The sequence below is a fragment of the Gordoniibacillus kamchatkensis genome (genome assembly GCF_000829455.1).
GTDB lineage: Bacteria > Bacillota > Bacilli > Paenibacillales > NBRC-103111 > Gordoniibacillus > Gordoniibacillus kamchatkensis.
In genome coordinates this window covers 58,696-82,251 of record NZ_JXAK01000014.1, presented here as the reverse complement: position 1 = coordinate 82,251, position 23,556 = coordinate 58,696, and the positions used below count along the sequence as shown (strand labels likewise).

General features: G+C 56.1%; 23 protein-coding genes and 1 riboswitch. Of the genes, 14 read left to right on the top strand and 9 right to left on the bottom strand.

What is annotated here, in order from left to right:
- Positions 1-14 precede the first annotated feature (14 nt).
- The 6 genes from SD70_RS10210 (at position 15) to SD70_RS39205 (ending at position 5,792) form a co-directional block, all read left to right on the top strand.
- On the top strand, positions 15-830 hold the full coding sequence (locus SD70_RS10210) for an XdhC family protein (protein WP_052487253.1): 816 nt from the start codon (positions 15-17) through the stop codon (positions 828-830).
- A 183-nt stretch (positions 831-1,013) separates the two neighbouring features.
- Positions 1,014-1,781 carry an HD domain-containing phosphohydrolase gene (locus SD70_RS33140; RefSeq protein WP_052487252.1) on the top strand — a complete coding sequence of 256 codons (768 nt, stop codon included), beginning with the start codon at positions 1,014-1,016 and terminating at the stop codon, positions 1,779-1,781.
- Between the two features lie 186 nt (positions 1,782-1,967).
- On the top strand, positions 1,968-3,389 hold the full coding sequence (locus tag SD70_RS10200) for an ATPase domain-containing protein (RefSeq protein ID WP_041047460.1): 1,422 nt from the start codon (positions 1,968-1,970) through the stop codon (positions 3,387-3,389).
- Positions 3,390-3,400: 11 nt separating this feature from the next.
- Entirely contained in the window at positions 3,401-3,637 is a 237-nt protein-coding gene (locus tag SD70_RS10195; protein ID WP_041047459.1) for a hypothetical protein, read from the top strand.
- Positions 3,634-4,173, top strand: coding sequence for a hypothetical protein (locus SD70_RS36860; protein ID WP_041047458.1), 540 nt, complete (start codon positions 3,634-3,636; stop codon positions 4,171-4,173). The genes SD70_RS10195 and SD70_RS36860 overlap by 4 nt, the downstream gene beginning before the upstream one ends.
- A complete protein-coding gene (locus SD70_RS39205; RefSeq protein ID WP_041047457.1) occupies positions 4,110-5,792 on the top strand; it encodes a helix-turn-helix transcriptional regulator in 1,683 nt (560 codons plus the stop codon). Before SD70_RS36860 ends, SD70_RS39205 begins: the two co-directional genes overlap by 64 nt.
- A gap of 5 nt (positions 5,793-5,797) precedes the next feature.
- On the opposite strand, the gene SD70_RS10180 is transcribed toward SD70_RS39205, so the two are convergent.
- The 8 genes from SD70_RS10180 to SD70_RS10145 all read right to left on the bottom strand — a co-directional run bounded on the left by SD70_RS10180 (position 5,798) and on the right by SD70_RS10145 (position 12,833).
- Positions 5,798-6,883: a GerAB/ArcD/ProY family transporter gene (locus SD70_RS10180; RefSeq protein WP_041047456.1), complete on the bottom strand. Its 1,086-nt coding sequence runs from the start codon at positions 6,881-6,883 to the stop codon at positions 5,798-5,800.
- 24 nt (positions 6,884-6,907) lie between these two features.
- Entirely contained in the window at positions 6,908-7,150 is a 243-nt protein-coding gene (locus SD70_RS10175; protein WP_041047455.1) for a hypothetical protein, read from the bottom strand.
- Between the two features lie 10 nt (positions 7,151-7,160).
- Positions 7,161-8,375, bottom strand: coding sequence for a Ger(x)C family spore germination protein (locus tag SD70_RS10170; RefSeq protein ID WP_041047454.1), 1,215 nt, complete (start codon positions 8,373-8,375; stop codon positions 7,161-7,163).
- Positions 8,372-9,466 (bottom strand): GerAB/ArcD/ProY family transporter, encoded by a 1,095-nt coding sequence (locus SD70_RS10165; RefSeq protein WP_041047452.1) that lies wholly within the window; start codon positions 9,464-9,466, stop codon positions 8,372-8,374. Before SD70_RS10165 ends, SD70_RS10170 begins: the two co-directional genes overlap by 4 nt.
- A gap of 1 nt (position 9,467) precedes the next feature.
- Positions 9,468-11,084 carry a spore germination protein gene (locus SD70_RS10160; RefSeq protein ID WP_052487251.1) on the bottom strand — a complete coding sequence of 539 codons (1,617 nt, stop codon included), beginning with the start codon at positions 11,082-11,084 and terminating at the stop codon, positions 9,468-9,470.
- A gap of 29 nt (positions 11,085-11,113) precedes the next feature.
- Entirely contained in the window at positions 11,114-11,488 is a 375-nt protein-coding gene (locus SD70_RS10155) for a spore coat protein (protein ID WP_041047450.1), read from the bottom strand.
- Between the two features lie 16 nt (positions 11,489-11,504).
- The gene (locus SD70_RS10150; protein WP_041047449.1) at positions 11,505-11,810 is read right to left on the bottom strand and encodes a hypothetical protein; all 306 of its coding nucleotides are present in this window, start codon (positions 11,808-11,810) and stop codon (positions 11,505-11,507) included.
- Between the two features lie 114 nt (positions 11,811-11,924).
- On the bottom strand, positions 11,925-12,833 hold the full coding sequence (locus tag SD70_RS10145; protein ID WP_041047448.1) for a LysR family transcriptional regulator: 909 nt from the start codon (positions 12,831-12,833) through the stop codon (positions 11,925-11,927).
- A 167-nt stretch (positions 12,834-13,000) separates the two neighbouring features.
- Here SD70_RS10145 and SD70_RS10140 point away from each other — a divergent pair, with 167 nt between their 5' ends.
- The 4 genes from SD70_RS10140 to SD70_RS10125 all read left to right on the top strand — a co-directional run bounded on the left by SD70_RS10140 (position 13,001) and on the right by SD70_RS10125 (position 18,316).
- A complete protein-coding gene (locus SD70_RS10140; protein WP_041047447.1) occupies positions 13,001-14,275 on the top strand; it encodes an HlyD family secretion protein in 1,275 nt (424 codons plus the stop codon).
- A gap of 5 nt (positions 14,276-14,280) precedes the next feature.
- Entirely contained in the window at positions 14,281-15,516 is a 1,236-nt protein-coding gene (locus tag SD70_RS10135) for an ABC transporter permease (RefSeq protein ID WP_041047446.1), read from the top strand.
- Between the two features lie 30 nt (positions 15,517-15,546).
- Entirely contained in the window at positions 15,547-16,848 is a 1,302-nt protein-coding gene (locus tag SD70_RS10130; RefSeq protein WP_052487250.1) for a TolC family protein, read from the top strand.
- A gap of 205 nt (positions 16,849-17,053) precedes the next feature.
- A complete protein-coding gene (locus SD70_RS10125; protein ID WP_052487249.1) occupies positions 17,054-18,316 on the top strand; it encodes an ATP-binding protein in 1,263 nt (420 codons plus the stop codon).
- A 75-nt stretch (positions 18,317-18,391) separates the two neighbouring features.
- Here SD70_RS10125 and SD70_RS35910 read toward each other — a convergent pair whose 3' ends face one another.
- Entirely contained in the window at positions 18,392-18,487 is a 96-nt protein-coding gene (locus SD70_RS35910; protein WP_156157958.1) for a sporulation protein YjcZ, read from the bottom strand.
- Positions 18,488-18,752: 265 nt separating this feature from the next.
- A riboswitch (cyclic di-AMP (ydaO/yuaA leader) is annotated at positions 18,753-18,891 on the top strand.
- 6 nt (positions 18,892-18,897) lie between these two features.
- On the opposite strand from SD70_RS35910, the gene SD70_RS10120 reads away from it, so the two are divergent.
- The 4 genes from SD70_RS10120 (at position 18,898) to SD70_RS10105 (ending at position 23,500) form a co-directional block, all read left to right on the top strand.
- Positions 18,898-19,521, top strand: a complete 624-nt coding sequence (locus tag SD70_RS10120) for a CAP domain-containing protein (protein WP_041047445.1) — start codon at positions 18,898-18,900, stop codon at positions 19,519-19,521.
- Between the two features lie 329 nt (positions 19,522-19,850).
- Positions 19,851-20,864, top strand: coding sequence for a LacI family DNA-binding transcriptional regulator (locus SD70_RS10115; RefSeq protein WP_041047444.1), 1,014 nt, complete (start codon positions 19,851-19,853; stop codon positions 20,862-20,864).
- A 54-nt stretch (positions 20,865-20,918) separates the two neighbouring features.
- On the top strand, positions 20,919-22,751 hold the full coding sequence (locus SD70_RS33135; RefSeq protein WP_052487248.1) for a DUF5054 domain-containing protein: 1,833 nt from the start codon (positions 20,919-20,921) through the stop codon (positions 22,749-22,751).
- Positions 22,748-23,500, top strand: a complete 753-nt coding sequence (locus tag SD70_RS10105) for a glycosyl hydrolase-related protein (RefSeq protein ID WP_041047443.1) — start codon at positions 22,748-22,750, stop codon at positions 23,498-23,500. The genes SD70_RS33135 and SD70_RS10105 overlap by 4 nt, the downstream gene beginning before the upstream one ends.
- The last annotated feature ends 56 nt before the right edge of the window (positions 23,501-23,556 follow it).

Sequence of the window (23,556 nt, the reverse complement as noted above, 5' to 3'; positions counted from 1 at the left end):
CCCGGGCGGAAGAAATGCTTGGCGGCGAAACGCCGTCACCGCAGCTGCTCGCCTACGATATGCGCGAGGAAGACGATGCGGGATGGGGGCGGGGAGCGGGCTGCAACGGGATCGTTCATATCCTGCTGGAAAAAGTCGACGAGCGGATGCGGCGGCACTATGGCGAAGTCAGGAAATGTCTGGATGACCGTATTCCCGTCACCGTCGTGAAAGCGGTGCAGGGGGAGAGCGCCGGGGATTATTTGTTCGTCGCCGGCGAAGAAGGCGAAGGGCGGCTGTTCGGGAAGTGGAGAGGAGCGGCGGACGACGCTTTGCTGTGCATGGCGCGCGGCTGCTCCGACAGCGGCTTGCAGCCGGAAGCCGGCCTGTTTATGCACCGGATGCGGCCGAAGCCGCGGCTGTTTCTGTTCGGCGCCGCTCCCGACGCCCGGCCGCTGGCCGCTCTCGCGGCGCGGACGGGTTTTTCCGTTACGGTATCGGACTGGCGCCCCGCCTATTGCACGAAGGAGCATTTTCCGGGGGCGGATGAGCTGCTGCTCGGCTTTCCGGACGAAGTGATGTCCCGGCTGTCTTTCGGTGCGGACGATTGCGTGGTCGTGATGACGCACGATTTTCAAAGGGATAAGGAGCTGCTCTCCCGGTTACGCCCGACGCAGCTGCTGTATTTGGGAGTGATGGGCTCCAAACAGCGAACGTCCCGGCTGCTCGAAGAAAGGCCGGCGCTGGACGGCGTCAAATCTCCCGTCGGCTTGCCGATCGGCGCTCAAGGCCCGGAGGAAATCGCCGTGAGCGTCGTCGCGGATCTGATCCGGCACGTACGTTTGCCATAGCCCTCATAGACAGAAGAGGAAGACCGTTCCTATGCCTCCCCTTGGGAAATAGGAGCGGTCTTTGTGCGTCTAGTAAGTCCCTCCTATTTTCTGCACAAAGCTGGAAATAAGAGCATATGCTGATAGATTCATAGCAGCTTGCCGGCCATAATGAAGCTGATCAATTAACGGGGGGCTGGAATCATGAGTCTATCAAGCCTGACCGATTCGGCTTCGGGACTGCACAGCATCGTTGAGTTCAGTCACAATGACATATGCTCTTTTTTGCTAAGAAAATTGCGAAAACATCATCGCGAAACGTATTTGCATTCCGTTCGCGTAGCAGCCCTGTCGGCCGAGCTATTCGCCGCTCTTGGCTTGCCGGCGGAGGAGGCGGAGCCGCTATTGCGTTCCGTTCTGCTGCACGACATCGGGAAAATCAGCATCGACCCGGCCTTGTTGAACAAGCAGGGGCCGTTGCGGAACGAAGAATGGCAGCTGCTGAAGCATCATTGCCGTTACGGTTTCGACATCCTCGATACCGACGCGTTGAGAGGCTGGATCGATATGGACATCATTCTTTACCATCACGAAAATTTGGACGGCACGGGCTATTACGGCCTGAAGCAGGACGATCTGCCTTTGGGAGTCAAAATCGTGCGCGTGGCCGACAGCTTCGACGCCATGACCGAGCCGCGGGCCTACTGCCGAGGGATGACCGCGCAGGAAAGCTTCGAGGAGCTGTACCGCTGGAGCGGCGTCCATTACGATCCCGATGTCGTCGCTGTGCTGTATGCACTTAAAAATCCGGAAAAAACGGGGGGACCAACGTTGAATATGATGGAAATGCTAAATCGCTTAAGAGACAGACTGGTCGAGACGTATTTGCAGTACGGCAGTTTGAGCCATCCCGAAGTGGTCAAAGCGAGCCAGAATCTGGATCAGGCGTTAAACGAATTCCAGCTTCACTAAAGCCGCCTGCCGGGGGCACGGGCAGCGGCAGGGGCAGCCGGCATGCTCCGGCGACGGTCAGCCTAGCAAACGGGACGATTGAACAAGTATACAAAATAGTTTAAAATAACCAAAGATGCGACGAATTGTATCAGTTTGATTGTCCCGGACAAAAGGCGCTGACAATCGCTTTAGGAGGGGAGCATAATGGAGTACGCCAAAACCGGCAATACTTGTTTGGATACGATAATGCATGGAGGCATTCCGCGCGGTTCTTCCATCGTGCTGGAGGGTGCCCCCGGCACGGGGAAAACGACGCTTGCCATGCAGTTTCTTTATTATGGCGCAACGGAGTACGACGAGCCCGGTATTTACATTACGTTCGAAGAGTTGCCCGATCAAATTTATCAGGACATGGAACGGTTCGGCTGGGACTTGAAAGCGCTTGAGAGGAAAAATTTGCTGCGTGTCATCTGCATGTCGCCGAAGCTTTTTATAGAGCAATTGACGAAAGCCGGCGGACTCATCGAACAAGTCATATCGGAGCTCGGGTGCCGGCGCATCGCCATCGACAGCGTCAGCTTGCTTCGTTTCGAAGCCGAAGACGGGGCGTCTTACCGCAAAATATTTTATACTTTGCGCAGCGCGCTGCGCAAGTTTCAAATGACTTCCTTGCTGCTCCAGGAAAGCATTACTTCGAGGCATGACGATATTCCCCTCGAAAATTACGTGTCCGACGGAGTGATTCGGCTTTCCTTGAATAGTCATATGGAAAGCTACCGCAAACGGACGCTGGAAGTGCTCAAAATGCGCGGAACGCCTATTATGGAGGGCGAGCACCGCTACAAAATTACGGACCGGGGCATCCATGTCGTTCCTTCCCTATCGCTGATCGAGGACCGCGAAGCCGCGACCGACGAATGCGTCGGGACAGGCATTCAGAAGCTGGACCAGCTCTTGTTCGGCGGCATTCGCAAGGGCACCTCCTTCCTGCTTGACACGAACAGCAAGGCGAATTACAAATATGTCATCGCTTCCATCCTTACGGAGCATTTGCGGGCCGGCTACAAAATTATCGCCTACAGTTCCGGCCTGAGTACGTTCTACGATTTAATGAACATTTATTCGACGCTGAACATCGATCTTGCCAAAAAAATACGGCAGCAGCGTTTTTATTTTGTCGAGCATTTCGGGAGGGCCTATCCCGAGGAATTTCAATCGGGAGTCATCGATGTCAGCGACGTCGACCCTTCTTCCTATAACCGAATCGTGGAGGAGAAGCTCGCCCCCGTTATGGGCCCGAGCCTTGCGCGCGGGGAGAACTGGATCGTTTATTACGACTTGAATACGATGTTTTCCCAGCAGGGCGTCGATTTTGTGAGCCGCTACTATTCCGGGGAAATGGCCAAGTCCAGGGCGTCCGGTCTAACGGTGCTCGCCTTGTGCAATTTTGCGGAGATCAGTTCCGATGTAGCGTCTTATCTGGAAAGATCGAGCGGCGGAGTGATACGCACCTGGGTGGACGGGAGCTACCAATATTTGCAGCTGACCAAATCGCCACATGGCGTCGTTTCCGAGCCTTTGATCGTAGTGAGTGTACCCCAAGCGCCGTTCATTCAATTGTTGTAGGGGGGATCCATATGGGGGACAGCGATTTGCTGCTTCGGCTCGAGTGCTCGCTATTTTTTCAGCAAAACCCGTACACGCTGGAGACGGAAGAGGGGGTCGCGCTTCGGCTCGGGAGAATAAGCAAGGAGCTGCGTCCTGCGTTGGAATATTTAGTAGGACACGGCATTCTGGATAAAATCGGGGAGGGCGAATCCGCGATATATCGTTATCTCCAGCCTTTGGTTCAGGAGGAGAGCGACGTCCTGTGATACATCCGTTACCGTCCCCCCTACTTGCCGATTTGCAGCGGCTGCTGCAAGCGGACGGCATGTATGCGTTGTTGACCGATCGCTGCGGGATCAGCCAACCGTTTGGCGGCAATTCTGTGCTCGATTTCATCGTCCAAGAGGAGCGCTTATGGCCGCTTTCCACCCGGCAATGGCTGAAAAAAATCGAACAATCGAGCCGCCCCGTCACTCTGGAATTAGAGCTGCCGGGATTATTTGTTCATGTAGCCCCGATCAAGACGAAAGAGGATGTATACTGCTTATGGGCAATGGACGGGCTGAGTGCGGAGGCCAAAAGCCGGCTGCTCGATTTTGCGGCCGCGCATTACGGGCCTGCGCACGAATGGCACGCCGTCTTGCAAGCGCGCCGGCAACGGGCACGAACAATCGGGACAAAGTCCGGCACAAGCTCGAGCTGCTCGTCCGGATTGCGGCGAATGCGTCCGGTTCCCGCATGGCCGGAGCGGCGGCGCATCCGCCGCAGGCCGATGCGCTGCTCAAAGCCGCGGCACGGATGAGAACGGAAAGCTCTGCCGCAGAAGAGTTTGTCGGCGAGCTTGCCCGCTCCGCCCCGGACTCGTTCTTCTGCGGCTGCGCCGAGGCTTTGGATCATGACAAGTACAGCATAGCGGCGATCGTTCATGGCGGGACGAAGCGCCCGCTCGGCGTCACGTTTCGATCGGGCGAAGGGTTTCTCGGGCAAGCTTGCGTGATCGGCGAATGTTTGCAATGGCACCGTATCGGCGCGGATCCGAGGAGCCAATTTTTTATCCGGCACGGCATTAAGCCGGAGCATCTGTATTGCGTGCCGATCAAAACGGCGGAAGGCGCCGTGAACGGACTCATCTTTTTCGGCAGCGTCGACCCGGACAACGACCTTGCGGCGATGGAATGGCCGGTCAAGCTATTCGCGGAGCTGTACGGCTTTCAGCGTTCCTTGCAGCGGTTGGAAGGGGCTTACCGGAAGCAAAATATATATTTGTCCTCATTGATTGAAATCGCGAAACTTGTACATATTATCCAAGATATCCGGAGTCTTCTTACCGTATTGGTGGATATTTCCGTCAATCTGGTCGAGGACGCCAGGTCCAGTCTGCTCATGTTCCTCTTCCCGGGCAAAACGAAGGCGAACATCGTCTCCCGCGGCATTACGCAAGAGCAAGCCCAGCAGTACTGCAAGGAGCTGGCGAGCCGCTACTTCGGCCTGGCCGCGCCGATCGACGAGCCTCGCGTCGCGGATGCCCCGTGGGGACAAACGGCGCTCGAGTGCCCGATCAGCTACCGGTCCGAGATTCGCGGGGTCATTAGCGTTTTCGTTCCCGAGTCGCAGCGAAGCGATCACTACGTCAGCATTTTTCGCGCCTTCATGATTTTGACTCATATGGCTATTGAGCGAGCTGCCCGCAGCGAAGCCGGGAACGAAGCGCAGCGCGACATCGGCTTGCTGTTCGAAGCGCTCGGCGAATGGGATCATGAGCGGCAGCGGCTGCTCTCGCAAGCCCGGCTCTTGGCGGCCGAGTTCGCCGCATCGTTCATGCCGGCTCAAGAGGATGTTGCCTTGATCTCGTCCGCTTGCCTCCTGACGCCGTATTCAATCGATTTTATCGAGCGGCATTTTGCCGCCGAAGGGCGATTGATCGGGCTCCTGAGGGAATACCGGGACTGCTTGCATGCCGCCGGACAAAGCGATCAGCAGCCGTACAGCGAGGCGTGCCAAATTATGGCGCTGGTCTTCGCGTATTTGTACGGTGCGGAAAATCTGGAATCGGTATATCGGCTGCAGCATATTCCGCTCGCGATGCGGGAATCGTTCGCGCAATTTCTCATGAAACGGCACACTTTGCAGTTTGAAGCTCCGGTCGGCGCGGAACAAGCGGGCGCGAGCCAAAGTCTTGATTTTGACGGGCTGATGGAGCGCCATCATCTTTCCGGCCGAGAACGCGAAGTATATGAACTCGTTGTCAAAGGACTGAGCAACCGGGACATCGCGGAAACGCTGTTTATCAGCGAGCATACGGTCAAAAATCATATCACCAACCTGTTTCATAAGCTCCAAGTGGGCGATCGCGCGCAAGCGATCGCGCTGGCTTACAGCTCGCAATTTGGCGTCAGGCGGACCGGCCAGGACAACGCGTAAAAGCGTCAACGCTTGGATCTGCGCTTTTTCACCGCGATAATAAGCAGTAGCGCCGCCGGAAGAGCGATTTGAAACCAAGGAAATATTCGTAAGGTAGAGACCTCGATTCCTATCCAAATGTGATAAATGTAGTTGGGCTCGAGAAACGAGGCGAAGTAAATCAGCACGCCCGCCGGAGCGACGAACGCGCGATGATCGGTACGTTTCGCCAGCTGCCCTAACACGACAACCGAGCTTAAATACCACAAAGTCGCCTTCACGAATAAAGCAAGAAACAGCAACATAACGACAAATGCGTCGATTCTTCCCATAAACGCGCCGATCGTCATCATTCGGACCGCATGCAAAAGCGGCAACGAACTGATGCCGGCGAGGGGCGCCCCCAAAATCATAATGTTGCAGACGTTTAAAATGGTAAGTATCGTTCCCGTCACCAGGTAGGCACAAATCGACACTTTCGGGACGAAGGACTTGTCCTGAGCGAACTGCCAAAAAATAAGAAACACGACCATCTGCCCGAACGGAAACATGACGATACTGGGTACGGCTTTCAGGACGGGCGCGATGCCGTCTTCCAGCACGGGCAAAATCCGGTCCGTCCGCAACACGTCGGAAGCAAAAAACAGAACGATCAATAAGATGTAGCTGAAGCCTACGAGAGGTAGCAGTATTCCAACCGTGCGAAAAAACACTTCCACCCCTTTGTAAACGGCATATCCGGACAACAGGATCAGCACGAGCATAATGAAGGAGATCGGGGTGTTCGTCAAAAATGTCGTGGCCATCAAATCGCCGAAATCTCTGACGTTGCGCATCGACTCATAGGCAAAATACAAGCTGTAGGCCGCTGCAACGAGCGTTCCAAGCCACCTTCCGAAGTGCCGCCGCAGCGTATCCGCAAAATTGCGTCGGCCTTCCTGGCCATTAATGTACAGAAACATGCCCAGCAGGAGCAGTCCGGCGGCGAAGGCGAGCAGCATCGAGATCCAGGCGTCCCGATTCGCTTTTGCCCCTAATTGGAACAGTGAGCTGCTTCCGACCTCGAACAAAATGATCATCGCCGCCAGCTCATATTTCCCGATCCGCTCCATCGCTAAACTCCCCTTCGCTCCAATTTAGCCGAACGGTCCTCCCAAGACGGTTTCGAACCACGTTTCGTACGGCTGAAAGATGAAACGAATCGCCCCCGGAATCGACATTGCGGGCAAAGACAACTGATCCGCGAGCGCGGCATATGCGGAAACGGCGGCGAGGATGAGGAGAAGCACGGCCTCCTTTGCTTTTTGCTTGCGCCGCAGCATTCGAACGCCGAGGAAAGCGGCCATCGCATGAACGAACAGTACGGATCCGATGATCATCGCCGCTCCCTCACTCCTTCACCTTGCTGGAAAACGAATCGTTGATCATTCCTGTGCGCCGGATGCTCACCCGTAAGTCGGAAACAAGCTCGATGTCGGGCAATTTGTCGAACCACTGCTGCTCCAGCTGTTTCCATTTGCGGGGATAATGAATATGCACCTTGTCGCCGAAGCCGAAAATGTCCGTCTTTAGCGCCTGCGCTCGTTTCCAGGAAAGCGCAATATCGCGCTCGATTTGCTTTTTGATTTGCCCCTCCATCAGTTTGATGCTCTCCGGTTTGGATAAATTGACGTTGCAGCCGGTTTCGTCCAATGTCCCATGCGCGTCAATCGCCGCCTTTATTTTGATCGTGTCGCTGGTGATGACAGGAGTTATTTTGGTACGCGACCGGTCGACCAGAAACGTCGATCTGCGGCTTTCTGGTTCTTCATCGCTGCAAGGGAACGAAATGACGGAGTTCTCGATGCGGTCGGACAGCCAAGCGATGCCGATGCTTTCGTCGCGGCTTAGCCAGGCGGCCAATTTGTCTTTCCGAAACACGCCGATATCGCCGATTTTGAGCACCGCCTTTTGCCTCGTTTGAGCCAATTCATCGATGGACTGTCTATGTTCCCGCTCGCCCGAAATGCGAATTTCCGGAGCCACCGCGCTTAACGCAGGGGTGACCAGCATCGCGGCGAATTCGCTCAGCTTAATTCTTCTGGCAAACGATAACTGCGTTTCCGTTTCGTAAAAAATGCGGTCGATCGCGTTGGCCGGTATTTTCTCCTGAGGGTTCAGCACTTCCAGAATGCTTTTGGCCGGTCCTTTGCTCAGCACGACATCGACCGTCTCCCGGCTCTCGCCGTCCCGCAAATAGAAGTCGACAATTTGGGAGACGCCTTTTTCCCTGGCCGCTTTCTCGCTAATAATTAATATTCGGTTATGGGCAAAGAAGGGGGTGCGCGACGACTCGAGGCTTATTTTCTGGATTGCCTGGGCAAGCGAATCTCCTTTCGTGGAAAATACCGATATCGGCGATTGGCTCACCCCTCCTCCTCCAACCGTTTGGGAAGCGATCGCCTGGGGAATGATGACTTGGAACGTAGTCAGCCATTGATTGTCCTCGACGTCGATCGCCGTACCCATAATGACGCTCAATTCGTTGAGCTCCACCCGGTTCCAGCAGCCGCCGAGAACGAACAGGCCGAACAGCGCGAACAGCATTTGGCCGGCCCGTTTCATGGCATAGCCCTTTTGCCTGCATGTTTCAAACGCAAGGCAATGTAAAGAATCACAGGGACGACAAGAGACAGAAGCAAATAAAAGCCGATGCTGTTCATCAGAAATTGCTTATATTCGACTTTGCTGCTCCAGGAGACGATGGAGAGCGTAAGCGTCAACAGTCCGAAAGGAGCCAGAAACGTTTTTGGCTCCGTAATGCCGAACGTTTGACATAAACAATAATGGCTGAAAAAGACCAGGATCGACATCTTCATGATCGTCATTCCTACCCAGATGGCAATGTAGAAGGCGTCAATGCGCTCGAGAAAACGGGCAACGTCAATAATGCGGAATACGTTGAAGGTCGGGTAATCGAACAGGGGGATAATTCCGACGCCAAAAATGGCAATCGAGCCGGTCACAATCCATATTAGGCTCAGCCCCGTTGCCGATACTCCAATGAGAGCGACGGCTCTCGTACGGCCCGGATTGTTCAGGAAAGTAGCGAGCAGAACGATGACAAATACTTCAGTAAACCAGCTGCTGGACAAATAGGCCCCCATCAAAATGCGGCCGATCGGGGAAACGAAGATCGGGAGCAGATTGCCGATCTTCATTTCATAGAAGTAGACGGGGGTACTAATGGCAAAGACGAGGATACCGCCTACGGTCACTATCGAATTGACGCGGGCAATGACCTCGATGCCTTGGTATACGGCGTATAGCGCGAGCAAGACGGCGATGCCGCCCAAGACGACGGAGGGAGTTTTCCTCAGGACGCTTTGCATCATAAAGTCTGTAAACTGGCGCAGAACATCGATGCTGGTCACAACAAAATATGCGGTAAACAGTACGCCAACTGTTTTGCTGCACACTCGTCCCAAATGCTTGTCCATAATTTGGAAAAACGACAATCCCGGATGCATCAGTGCGATGCCGCTGGAAACGATCGCTGTGCATATGCCGATAAGAGTGCCTAACAGGATCGAGAGCCACGCATCCGTCGTGGCGTACTTCACAATGCCGGTCGGCGCTGTCAGCATGGCGGTCGGTAAAATTGTGCCGACGATGAGAAGGATAGCCTGCCCGGTGGAAATTTTAAGCTCCTGCATCTTAGGGCTCCTGCTTCTGATCGGATTTCTTCTTTTTGCGGCTTGCGAACGCAGCCTGCGCGGTAGTCCCCTGGCGCTTTTGATTTTGCTGTACGAGCAGCTTCGGCCGCATAATCATGAGCCACCAGGGAACGCGGATGAAAACGTCTTTCTGGTTTGCGGCGATGAAAGGGGCAATCGGTGTTAAATAGGGGACGCCGAAGGAACGAAGGCCGGCCATATGGATCAAGATGGCGAGAAGGCCTGCCATAATGCCGAATAGCCCGAGCGTTCCGGCGAGAAAGATGAGAACGAAACGGAGCAGGCGGGCGGCAATGGCAATATTGATGGCGGGCGCCACGAAATTGGAAATGGCCGTGAACGATACGACGATGACCATACCGGCGGATACGAGGCCCGCTTGCACCGCCGCTTGACCCAGGACGAGCGCGCCGACGACGGAAATGGCCGAACCGATCGCTCGCGGCATGCGGATGCCGGCTTCCCTTAGCACCTCAAACGTAAGCTCCATCATTAACGCTTCGACAAGTGCGGGGAAAGGCACTCCTTCCCGCTGAGCCATCAGACTGATCAGCAGCGTGGTCGGCAGCATCTCCTGATGAAACGTCGTAATGGCCACATAAAGCGAAGGCATCAACATGGACATAATGAAAGCGATGTACCGCATAATGCGGATGAAGGTCATGATGTCGTAGCGATGGTAATAGTCTTCGCTGGAGTGGAAAAATTTAAAAAACGTAACGGGAGCAAGCAAAACAAACGGCGTACCGTCAACGAGAATGGCGATCTGCCCTTCCAAAATGCCTGCCGCCGCCGCATCGGGCCGCTCCGTATTCATAATCGTCGGAAACGGGGTGAACGTCGCATCCTGAATAAATTCTTCGATGTACCCGCTTTCGAGAATGCTGTCGGTGTCGATCTTGTTCAGCCGGTTTCCGATTTCCGCGACGACCTTATCGTTGGCGACGCCTTTCAAGTACATGACGGATACTTGCGTTTGCGTCACCTTGCCGATCGTCCTCGTCTCCATCCAAAGATTCGGGCTTTTGATTCTTCTTCGCAGCAAAGAAGCGTTGACCACGATGTCTTCCGTAAAGCCTTCTTTGGAACCGCGGATGACGTTTTGAGAGCGCGGCTCCTCCACGGACCGGCGGTCTCCGCCCGACGTTTCGGCGGCAATGGCGCGGCTGCACCCTTCGATCAGAACGATCGTTTGGCCGGAGAGCAGCGCAGAGAAGAGCTGCGGCGTTTGCGTAACCTCCTGAATGCCGCCTACCGTCAAAATGCGGTTCCACAGCAAGGCAAAAGGACCGCCATCCGGCGAAGCGACCTCATTTTCGCTTGGCTGCATGAGCGGTTTGAGAATGTGATCGTTGATTTTGTCCGCGTTGACGATACCTTCCACATAGACTGCGGCGACAGCCAGCCCGGCGCCGATCGGTGCGGTCAGGCGGCGGAAGACGAGATCCGAACTGTTCCCGAAAATCTGTTTGATCAGCGCTACGTTGCTTTCCAGCTCGGCAGACAGCTCCTCGGCCTGCAAAGGAGCTTGCTGCAGCTGCTGAGCCGCGATCTTATGGGAAATTCCCGAACGAAACAATCGATGGATAATATTCATAACCGCAGCCGGCGCCCGAGGCCGCCTCTCTATTGAACCGCGCTCGTCTGGTACGGAAATTGGGACATGTAGCCGCTGAATTGCTGATAAGCTTGATCGAGCTTCGTTTGCTGCTCCGCCTCCAATTTGTAGTGGCCTTTGCGGAACATCATTTGGAACATGTCATATTGGCATTGATGGGTTTCGTTCAATACCGTCATAATGTCCTGATGAAGGGAGAGATGGCTGGCTTCCCGAGCCGATACGTTGAAGCTGTCGGTCAAATATTTTTCCAGCGCCAAAATGTCGTTAAGCCGGTCGCGGTCCGTCATTTCCGGCCCTTTTACTTGCGGCTCATAGGGCGGCTTCGGATTTTGAATCGTCGTAGCGGATTGGCTCTGGTTCTGGCTCTGATTTTGGTTCATGCGGGCTGCTCCTCCTTTACTGCTGTAATTGCTGCACTTGCGCCATCGCTGCGGCGTTGTTGGTTTGCAGATGCCCCAGCAAAAGCCGGTAGTGTCGCTCATGCATTTGCCCCGCCCGGTCGATGGCCTGGGCGATGTCGGGATCGGAGCACTCCGCGGCGAAATGTCGGCATTTTTTCATCGCGAGAAGCTCCCACGACAGCTGGTCCTTCACATACAAGTAGTCTTTCGTCGTAATGACTTGCGGCGGCTGCGGCATGACTTGCTGCTGTTGCTGCTGTTGTTGCTGCTGTTGCTGTTGTTGTGCCGGATTTTGCAGCATACGGCGGACGTCCCCTTCCCTCAAGTTGTGATCGGTGTTAGATTGCCCTGGGAATGGAGAACATATCCATCGCATTTGGATGAAGGACGAGGGGGGAGGATAGCCGCACGGCCTTCACTGCTTTTGCAGCTCGTAGCTCAGCTTGTCGATAAAGAGCCAGGCCGCCTTGGAAAAATGCGTGTTTTCGGCGCGGATCCAGCCTAAATAAATCGGCTCCGGATGCGGTACCTCGAGGTCCAGAATGACCAAATCCCCTTTGACCGCCTGCGGAATTTTGGCAAGCGAGAAGTCGAGCCCGACCGTAGCCGCATTCCCTTCGGCCAGCGCGCGAAAAATCGCATCCGTGTTATTCGTCGTAAACAGCACGTTCACCTGGCCGAATTCGGCCTGAAATTGCTCCATATACCATTTCACGTAGTCGTCGTTGTAGAGCGCCAAAGATTGCTTGCGCAGCTCCTCCGGAGTAATCGACCGGTTTAACGAAAGCGGCGAGTGCCTGCTTACGCAAGCGACCATTCTCCCTTCCAGCAGCCTTCCCGTTGCCAGCCCGACGTTCTTTTTCAGCAAATGCTCGAACAGGACGATAACGCCGAGATCGGCTTTGTTGTGCCGGATATCGTCGATGATTTCCTGGCTTCCCTTCTCGCTCACCTCGATGCGGATTTGCGGATAGTCTTTTTTGAAGCGGATGAGCGTGTCGAGGTATAACGACAAGGGGCCGGGAATCGTCGCGAGGCGCAATTCGCCGCTTTCCGTGCTCGTGCTGGCGTAATCTCTTGCCGCGTCTTTCAGCTCTTTGATTTTGCCGATAATTTCAAACGCCTTCTTGATGATGACCTGGCCTTCCGCGGTCGGGGCTGCGCCTTGCCTGGAGCGGGTGAACAGCGTTACTCCCAGCTCGGCTTCCAGATTGGAGATCGATTGGCTGACAGCCGACAACGTGACGTGCAAATTTTGCGCGGCGTTCGTTAATGAGCCGGTTTTGGCTACTTCGACGACGCATTCCAACTGTTCCAAATGCATGCTGAACGGACACCTGCCTCAAGCGGTTATTTACTTAAGTATTACTTAATTATACATCAATAATATTAAATTTACGTGAATCAGATATGGAAGTACAATACGTGATGTGGCTGTGAACCTATCGCGGTTGCGGCAACGAGATTTCATCAGGATCAGAGGTGGCGGTTATGCGTTACATTCGGCCGGTAGTTTATTGCGTTATGGCGGCATTGATCGGAGGGAGCATCTATCTTCTAAGCGCCAGGCCGGCGGCAAGCTCGACGGGGGAGACAGGGCAAGCTCGTCCGACGGCATACATAGAATCGGATACGGCGAGCGCCAGCTTCAAAGTCGGCGGGCGCATCACGGAACTGCTCGTCAAGGAAGGCGATGCCGTCAAAAAAGGGCAAGTGCTGGCCCGGCTTCAAAGCGCGGAGATCGAAGCCAAGGTGGCTCAGGCCAAAGCGGCCGTAGCGCTCGCCCAGGGCAAAGTGTCGGAGGCGAAAGGAGCTGCGGCGACGGCGGAAGCGAAGAAGGCGCAAGGAGCGGCGGGCGTCAAAGCTACGGCGGATGCGTCCGAACAGCAAATCGCCCAAGCGAAGGCGGCCGTCGACGCCGCGCAGGCGAAAGTCGACGCTCTCCACAGCGGGGCAAGGCCGGAGGAGAAAAAACAGGCGGAAGTCCAGCTGAACGCCGCCAAGGAAGTGTTTGCTCTCGCGGACCAGAACTTGAAGCGGATGACGGCGATGCTGGAGCAAGGGCTCGTATCCGAAGCGGATGTAGATAAGGTGAAGATCAGCTATCAGGAAGCGAAAACGAAGTACGATCTGGCCCAGCAGCAGTACGACATGGTGCAGCAGGGCCCGCGCGAGGAAGAGGTGCGGGGCGCGGAGTCGCTGCTCGAGCAGGCCAAGGCGGCGTATGAGCTCGCTGTAGCCGGACGCGAGCAGGTGCAGGTGCGCCAGGGCGACGTCGCCGCCGCGCAAGCGTCGCTGCAGCAGGCGCTCGGTGCGGTGCAGTCGGCGCAGTCCGGAGAGCAGCAAGCGAAGGCGGCGCAGCAAGAAGCGGAAACGTACCTCAGCTATACGGAGCTGCTTGCGCCGAGCGACGGCATCGTGCTGTCGCAATCCGCGCAAGCCGGGGAAATGGTGGGGACGGGCTTCCCGGTGTTTACGCTGCAAAAGGAAGACGCGCACTGGGCGAAATTTTATATGCCGGAGGGGGCTGCGGCAGGGCTTAAACCGGGCGATAAAGTGTCCCTGACGCTCGCGGCCACGAAGGAAAAAGTGACGGGCACCGTGAGCGCGGTAGCCGCTGCGCCGGATTTTGCCGTGAAGAAGGCGACGCAAAGCAGCGGGGAAACGGATGTGCGCTCGTTCGCGGTGAAAGTCGACTTGCCGGCTCTGCCGCCGTCGGCGCTCGTCGGCATGACGCTGCAGTGGGAAGGCAAGACGGAAGGGTGAGCGGAATGAGGCCGACTGTCGGAACGACCATCGCCCGGGAATGGCTCCATATCGTCAAGGATAAGCGGCTGTTCATGATCCTGTTTGCGGTTCCGCTCCTGTATACCGCACTGTTCGGTTCGATCTACGTGCACCACAAAGTGACGGAGCTGGCAACCGTCGTCGTCGACGAGGACCGGAGCCCGCTCAGCCGGCAAATCGTGCAGGCGTTCGACGAGCACGAATCGTTCCGCATCGTGCGGGAGGCGTACAGCGAAGATGAGGCGCAGGCGGCTATTGCGAACGGCTCGGCGAAAGTGGCGCTCATTGTGCCGGCGCACTTCGAGGCCCGCGTGAAGGCGGGGCAGACGCTGCCCTTAGTTACGCTCATCGACGGCAGCAACATGATGATATCCAATACCGCGACGAAAGCCGCGGGTGAAGTGATCACGACTTTCAGCATGGGGCTTTCGGGCACGAGGCTGAAGCTGCAGCAAGGGCTGCAGGACGCGCAAGTGATGAACACGCTGGCGCCGATCCCGTACCGGTACAGAATTTTGTACAATCCTGCATTCAATTACAGCGAGTTCATGATGTTCGGCTTGACCGGAGCGGTATTCCAGCAAGTGCTGTTTCTCGGCATCGCGCTGACGATTTCGAGGGAGAAAGAAGCGGGCACGTGGGCAAGCTACGCCGTTTGGCGCCGCGAGCCGTGGCTGCTGGCGTATGCGAAGACGGTTCCGTACTTCCTGATCAACCTGTTCAATACGATCGTCTCCTACGTCCTGTGCGCCTATGTGTTCCATATTCCGCTGAACGGACCGCTATGGGCCGGAATTGTGCTCATTGCCGCCTTTACGTTTGCGGTCTGCGGATACGGCTACCTGATTTCCATGTTTTCCGGCAATCAGCTCGGCGCGACACAGACGGCAATGCTTATTGCCGTCCCTTCGTTCCTGCTTTCCGGCTATACGTGGCCGATGGAATCGATGCCTGCGGCGCTCAGGGTGCTGTCGCACGGATTGCCGCTCACCTATTTTCTGGAAGGGGCGCGCGCCGTGTTCGTCAAAGGCAACGGGCTGGAGCTTATTTGGCGGGACTGCGTGGCGCTTGGGCTCATGGGGACGGCGGCGTATTTGGCCGCGCTGCTGCTGACGCGTTTTGTCGTGTTTCGCAAGACGGCGGCTGCGGAAGCGGAGCACCCGGAGGAAGCGGCTCTGCCTGCCCTTCCCCGCAGCGGCGCCCCCCTCTCGCAGCATTAAGATATTTTTTACAGAAAGAAGGACTTTCCGATGAAGAAAACGGCTTGCACTTTGCTCTTCGCAGCCGCGCTGGCAGCGATCGCCCCGTCTGCGGCAATGGCCGAAGGCGACACGGTTTACGACCCGGCGAAGCAGCACGCGTATGTGAACGAGCTGACGCTGGACAAAGTCGATGCGCTCGACCTGGATACGGTTTTGGAACGAGCCTTGAACAACTCTTTTAATCTTCGGCTGCTCGAGCTTAAGGCGGCGGCGCAGGACAGCAAGGCGAAAGACCTTGACGAGCAGCGGGACGCTCTGCCCGGCATTCCGTCGCCAAGCGGCCGGCTGCCCGTAACGGCAAGCGAACTCGCTGCGGCGACAGGGATTCCCGCGCCAAACCCGGCGACGGATTTGTGGCTCGGTCCGGCGATCATGACGAATACGGCCGTCAATCAAGCGATCGGCGGCATCGGGCAAATAGCCGGCGGCATCAACGCCATGCTGTCTCAGCAGCGGGAACAGATGAAGGAAGCCGCCCATCAGCTTCGCAACGACCGGAATAACACGTACATGCAAAGCGAGGAAGCGAAGACGGGAGTAAAGCTGCAAATGACGGCCCAATATGCCGGGCTGCTCGGGCAGAAGAAGCAAATCGAGTTTATGCATGCCTATCAGGCAGTTCTCAACAAGGAGCAGCTGCGCACGACGCTTCTGCAGCAGCAGGGACTGGCTTCGAGAGACGATGTCGATACAGTCACCCGGGCCGTCTACAAGCAGAGGGACGACATCGGCCAGCTCGAAAATAACTATAAGCTGTCGCTCGTCCAGCTCTCGTTCGATATCGGCATCGCCTACAACCCGGACATTGTCCTGAAAGATATAGAGCCGATCGTGCCTAAGCCGGTGGTGCGCCCGGACACGGCGACGGTGGTGCAAAATACGTACGAGATGAAAATAGCCGCGGGCAACATGGACGAAGCGATATGGCAAGCGCAGGCGACGAGCGACAGAACCGCTCCCGGCCAGCAATATTACAACATTAACGTGGGAATCGCCGGCGTGCAAAACTCGCAAAAGCAAGTCGAGCTGTCGAAAAAGATCGAAGCCGCGTACAGCGAGCTGGAGAACGCGTACCAGGCTTGTTTGACCGAGCAGCGCAATGTGGACGATGCCAAGGCCGATTACCGGAAAATGCAGCAGCGCTACTCGATCGGCGTCGTCTCCAGGCACGATCTGAACAAATTCGCGCTGAAAGTGCAGCAGAGCGAGACGGCGTTGTATGCCGCCAAATTGAAATATTACGTGCTGAGCGAGAAGGCGGCTGCGATGAACGACGGGTTCGTGCAGTAGCTTGGCTGCCGGCTTTACAACAGACCAAAGCAAAAGACCGCGCCGCGGTCTTTTGCTTTTTTGCAGGAAGATTACCTTTGCGGAGCTGTCAAACATGACGAATACATTGCGGCAGCAAGGGAGGGGCTTCCCGGGAACAAGCCAGTATGTTAAATTGATGATAATTATAGGTTAAGCTGGAAAAAACATAGTGACAGGTGCCCCCATGATCAATTTTTATAAAGATTTTTTGTTAAACATGTTCTTCATTTTCGTGCCCTTATTGTTTTATCCCTACATCCTCAAATTCAAGAACCGTGCGCTGGCTCATCGGCTCTTGCTGTTTCTTCTCATTGCCTTCTCCCTCGTCGCAACGATGTCTTTTCCGCTCCAATTGCACGGAATCATCTACGATTTTCGCTCTATTCCATTGACCGTCGGCTTGTTGTACGGCGGCCCGCAAGTTGCCCTGCTCTTGTATGCGGCGCTTGTCGTTTACCGCTATTTGCTCGGCAATCCGCATAGTTTGCTGTACGCTGCTTCGATTGCGCCTACCTATCTCCTCCTAAGTTGGTATTTGCGAACTTTTCCGCTTTCCGGCTTGGCGCGCAAAGTGATCGTCTCCGTGGCGATTGGCGCGTTCATCAAATTATTTACGTTCACCGCCTATTTAGCCGCTACCCATAGCTTATCGCAGCTGTTCGATGCCCCCTTGTCCACCTTAGGAATCTATGTGCTGCAAGGCTTGCTCGTCGCTTTGTGCGTGTATTTGCTGGAATCGATCCATAAATATTCCGTCATCCAGGAAGAAGTCCAGAAAAGCGAGAAAATCAAAATCGTCAGCGATATCGCAGCCTCGGTCGCGCACGAGATCCGCAATCCGCTCACTTCCGTCAGAGGCTTCATCCAGCTGCTCGGCAGCGACGGCCTGAACAAAGAAAAACGGGACTACTATCAACAAATTTGTCTGGAAGAACTGGACCGGGCCCAGCACATTATTTCCGATTACCTTTCTTTGGCCAAGCCTGACCCGGAGCATATCGAGGACATCAAGCTGAACGACGAGGTGACGTATGTCGCCAATATTTTGCAAACGTATGCCAATTACAACAATGTACAGATCGGTATGAACATGGCGGAAAGCGAACCGCTGCTTATTCTGGGAGACCGATACAAGCTTCGGCAGGCGCTAATCAATATAGGGAAAAACGCTATTGAAGCGATGCCCGACGGCGGCGTATTGCAGTTCACAACGAACAAAGCGGGAGGTGAAGCCGAGCTGTGCATCAGCGATACGGGTATCGGAATGACGCCGCAGCAAATTAGCAGGCTCGGCACCCCTTACTATTCGACCAAGGAAAAAGGGACGGGGCTCGGAACGATGGTTTCCCTCGGCATCATTAAAAAAATGAACGGAAAAGTCAACATCGAGAGCGAAGTAGGGAAAGGCACCGAGGTGCACATCGCTTTTCCGATATCTTGCGCCTAGCGCTAGCAAACCGGCTTCCCCATGCAAAAAGGGACCGCGGCATGCCAAGCGGCAAACCGCGGTCCCCGAGTCGGATTACCATACGACCATCCGGCTGATGATAACTAACAAAATGAAAAGTACAAGAATCGTTCCCGTGTTCGTGAAGCCGTAACCTGCAACGTGGCTCATAGTAACACTTCCCCTCGGTAATAGTGTATTCGCCTTATCATCGTATGCAACGGGTCCGGCCCACGATTGGACGATTGCCCCGACGGCGGGGACGATTGTCACGATGCTGCCAGGGCGGCAATAGTCGAATTGGAATATTTTTTGCAGATGGGATCGCAGCCAGGCTGGCTGCGGTCCCTTTTTGCATTGGTAAACTTTGACCGGTGTACTGACTGCGGCCGCATGCTACAATAGTAGCCAATCAGCAGGCGATCCCTGCTGATGATCAATTATAAGGCCGAAGCTTCGCTTCGCGAAGCGCGGGGGAACCATTATTTTGGGGTGAAACCAAGTTTATTGGCAGGGTCGTTTTCTCTTTAACCCGAATCCGTCAGCTAACCTCGCAGGCCGTAAAAAGGAGAGATTGTGAGATGCGTTTCAAGAAAACCGCAATGGCCGGCCTGCTTCTGCTCGGCACAATCGCCGGCGCCGGTGCGGCGTCTGCCGCTACGTATACGGTCAAAGCGAGCGATACGATGTGGACGATAGCGAAGCAGCAAGGCATTCCGTTCTACAAGTTATTGCAATTGAATCCCCAGGTGCCGAACAAGGACATTATTTGGCCCGGGATGAAGCTTAACATTCCCGAAAAAGCAGCTTCGGGCTCCGGCACCGTTTCGTCCGCAGCTTCTTATGCCGAGCAAGTGGTGTCCCTGGTCAATCAGGAACGCGCGAAGGCGGGACTGAAGCCGCTGGCAAGCAATAAGGCGCTGTCGGCTATGGCGCTGGACAAGGCCAAAGATATGTACGACAATCATTACTTCGATCATACTTCGCCGACCTACGGCTCTCCGTTCGATATGATGACCTCTTACGGCATTTCTTACTCCTACGCCGGCGAAAATATCGCCATGGGGCAAAGGACTCCGCAGGAAGTCATGACGGCCTGGATGAACAGCTCCGGGCACCGCGCCAACATTTTAAACCCGCATTACACCCAAATTGGCGTAGGTTATTACAATCACGAGTGGGTGCAGGAATTTATCGCGAACTAACCTGGCTTCCCGAGAAAATATGGCGGCGCGGCGGATTGGGAATGAGGGTCTCCGGCGTCGCCCACAATCGGCCGATGCTTACGGCGTGGGTTTTGCTGCGCATAACTTGCAGTTCGATAGGCCGATAATCCATCCTCCGCTCCGTTTTTCTCGGGCTGCTGAACGAACCGCTCGGCATCAAAATAATGGTTGAACATTGCCAAAGTGTCCCTTATAATGAAGGCATAAACGATTAAACCGGTTTAATTTATTAAGCCGGTTTTCCTTTTGCAGATCGTTAAACCGGTTTAACAATCCTTCCGGCGATCGGCACAATAAGGGGGAATTCGGTGGCCACTATCGACGATGTCGCTAAACTAGCCGGAGTATCCAAAGGAACGGTCTCCAGCGTATTCAGCAAAAAAAGACCAATCAGCCAGCTTGTGACGGCGCGGGTGCTAGAAGCGGCGAAAGAGCTGGGCTATTTTCCGAACCATGTCGCGCGCAGCCTTGCCATTAAAAAGACGCTGATTGCCGGGCTGAAGATGCCGATCTCGACAGACGGCGGCATGTCGGCTTTCGAGACGCAGATGATGGGCGGCGTCATTCAAACGTGCACGAAGCACGGCTATCGGGTGCTGCTGGACACATTGCCCGAGCATGACGACCCGACGCAGTTTTCCATCGATCCGGTGGACGGGGTTATTATGCTGAATCCGAGGCAAAACGATCCGCGCATCGAGCGTTACGGGCAGATGGCGATACCGCTTGTGCTCGTCGGCAGGCCCGACCCGATGGACGAAGCCGTTTGCTTCGTGGACAACAATAACAAGGAAGTCGGCCTGCAGGTGGGAGACTATTTGCTTGGCATTGGCCACCGCTCCATTTTGTTTCTGAATGCTTCGTCCGATATGACAGTCGCATTCGACAGGCAGAGCGGTCTGGCCCAGGCATACGAGCGTCACGGAATCCCGTTCGGCGAGGCGATTGTGCTGAACTTCTCGCGCAAAAAGCATAAAAACATGGCCAATTACGGTTACGCGGCGCTGCTTGAGACGTATGGCAAGCGACCGTTTTCGGCCGTTATCGCCGATACGGACCGTGTGGCTCTAGGGGTGCTGAGGGCGGCGCGGGAGCTCGGCATTGCGGTTCCCGACCGGCTGTCGCTCGTCGCGCTGAGCAACGACGCTACCCTAGCGCAGGAAACGACGCCCAAGCTGACGACGGTGGAGCTTTCGGCAGAGCTGCTCGGGGCCGAAGCCGCGCATATCCTCATCGACAAAATGAACAATATCGAAGGCGTGCACCAGCGCATCGTCGATGCCAAGCTGGTCATTCGGGAATCTTGCAAGCCGCTCGCTTAGCGCGCCGCCGACGGGAATAACGATGCCGACAACAAGAAAGACGAGGGCAAAAGAATGAAGGCGCTGGAAACGATCTATATCGTATTTAAAACACACGTCGACTTGGGATTTACCGACTTGGCGCGGAACGTCGTAGAGCAGTACAGCGGCCGCATGATGGACGAAGTGCTCGCCGCCTGCGAACTGACGCAGAGCGGCGATCCCGATCAGCTCTTCGTATGGACGCTGCCGGCCTGGATGCTGAGAACTTGTCTCGATTCCGTGCCGGCGGACAAGAAGCGGCGGCTGGAGGCGCTGATTCGGCAAGGGCAGCTGCGCTGGCACGGGCTTCCGTATACGACGCATACCGAGTTTTGCGGAACCGAGGAATACGTGCGCGGCCTGTACGAGTCGGAGCGGCTGCGGCAGCGGTTCGGCCGCGAGACGGTCGCCGCCAAAATGACGGACGTGCCGGGGCATACGTGGATGCTCCCGACGCTGCTGAAGGGGGCTGGGATCGAGTTTTTGCACCTCGGCGTCAATGCCTGCTCCTCTCCCGTCGACGTGCCGAGACTGTTTTATTGGGAAGGCCCCGACGGCAGCCGGGTGCTGACGTACTATTCGAAAGGCGAATACGGCACCAGCCTTCTGCCGCCCGGCGATTGGCCTTATCCGGTCTGGATGGCTTTGCTGCAAACGAACGACAATCACGGTCCGCAGAACGGGGAAGCGGTGCAGCGGCTGCTGGACGAAGTGAAAGCGCATTATCCGGATACGAAAGTGAAGATCGGCACGATGGACGATTTTGCCCGCGACTTTTTGTCCCGCGGCTTTTCGGACATACCGGTCGTCCGCAAAGATTTGGCGGATACGTGGATTCACGGCGTCGGCACATACCCGGCGGAAGTGTCGGCCGTGCGCCGGCTGCGGCCGGAAATCGCATCGCGCGAAAGCCTCGCCGCCCTGGAGCGGCTGCAGGGGACGGCGGAGGCGTATCCGGCGGAGCCGATAAGGAAAGCTTATGAGCAGACGCTTCTGTTCGGCGAGCATACGTGGGGCATCGACGTCAAGTCGGTGCTGCTCCCGGGACGAAACAGCACGCGCGCTTTTTACAAAAAGGATGTCGAGCAGGACCGCCGCCTGTTTCCCGCGAGCTACCGCAAAGCGGAGCAGTCGTGGAGCGAGCAGAGCGGATATTTGGAAGCGGCCGCGGCCGCGTTGTCCGAAGTTCGGCCTTATGCGGCGCAAGGCTCGTCGGTGATCGGCGTCTACAATCCGCTCGGCTGGACGCGGCGGGACGCAGAAATCGTCCTGGCCGGGCGCGCCTCCGGCATCCTGCGGGACAGAAGCAGCGGCATAGCGTATCCGGTAGGCGAAGACGGAACGGTTCGCATTGGCGATGTGCCTGCGCTCGGCTACCGCACCTTTGCCTATGACGAGGCAGCGGCAGCCGGAGATGCAGCGGCGGCGCCGATTGGCCGCCAAAGCGGAGACCAGGCGGTGTTGGAAAATAGCTGGCTTCGCATCACGGTCGATGCCGGCAGCGGCGCCGTCACGAGCTTTTACGACAAGGCGTGCGGCAAGGAATGGGCGTCTGAGCGCGGTTTTGCCGCTTATGAATACGACGTGTACGGGAAAGATGATGTCAACGGGTTTGTCAAAGCGTATGCTTACGATTTGACGGATTGGTATGTGAACGATTTCGGCAAGCCCGGCTATCCGCGCATCTCTCACCGGCAGTACGGGGCAACGCTCGAGCGGATCGAAATCGCGAATATCGGCGTGAGCGGAAGCATTCGGCTCAGCTTCGGGGTTCCTCCCGAAAGCTGCGAAACGTTCGGCAACGCGCAAGCGTCGAGGTCGAAATTACGCTGCACCGCGACGGCCGGTACGCCGATTTCGCCGTGACCGTTAGCGGCAAAGCGGCGAGCGCGTTCGCCGAAGCCGGGCACTTCGTCTTTTCGCTGGCGGCGCAAAGCCCCGAGTATGCGTATCAGAAGCTCGGTAGCGTCGTCGATCCGCTTGTTGACATCGCCGACGGGGCCAATTTTCATAACCATTGCGCAAGCCATTGGGTCGACGTGCGGGACGGGGAAGCGGGGCTCGCTTTGCTTCCGGCCGATACGCCGCTGTTCTCCATCGGCGAGAAAGGGATTTACCGCTATTCCAGGCGCTACATACCGCAAAGCCCGGACCTCAACTTCAATCTGTTTAACAATCAGTGGGGGACGAATTTTCCGCAATGGATCGGCGGCGATTTCCGCTATCGGTTCCGGGTGGCGCCGCATGCCGGCGGCTGGAAGGAGGCCCGGGTGCAACGCATGGCCGAGGAATACAGAACTCCGCTGCTCGTTGCGGAAGGATGGCGGGAAGCGGCGCCGGAGCGGTTTGCCTTGCTGGCGTCGGATATCGGGGACGACATCCGCATCCTCGCGTTTAAGCTTGCCGAGGATGGCAGCGGGTATGTCGTGCGCCTGCAAAATTTGACCGACGCGGGCACAACCGCTCGGCTGATCTTTACGCGACCGCTCGCCGATGCTATGTTGTGCGATTTGGTGGAGCGCGAGCGCGGCCCGGTCGGGGATTGCTCGCAAGCGGGCTTGAAAGTGCCGCTGGGGCCGTTTCAAATCGAGACGATCAAGCTGCGGTTTGCCTGAACCGATCGTGAGCTGCATAACGGAACGTATTTCCGTTATCAAGGGTATTTCCCGAT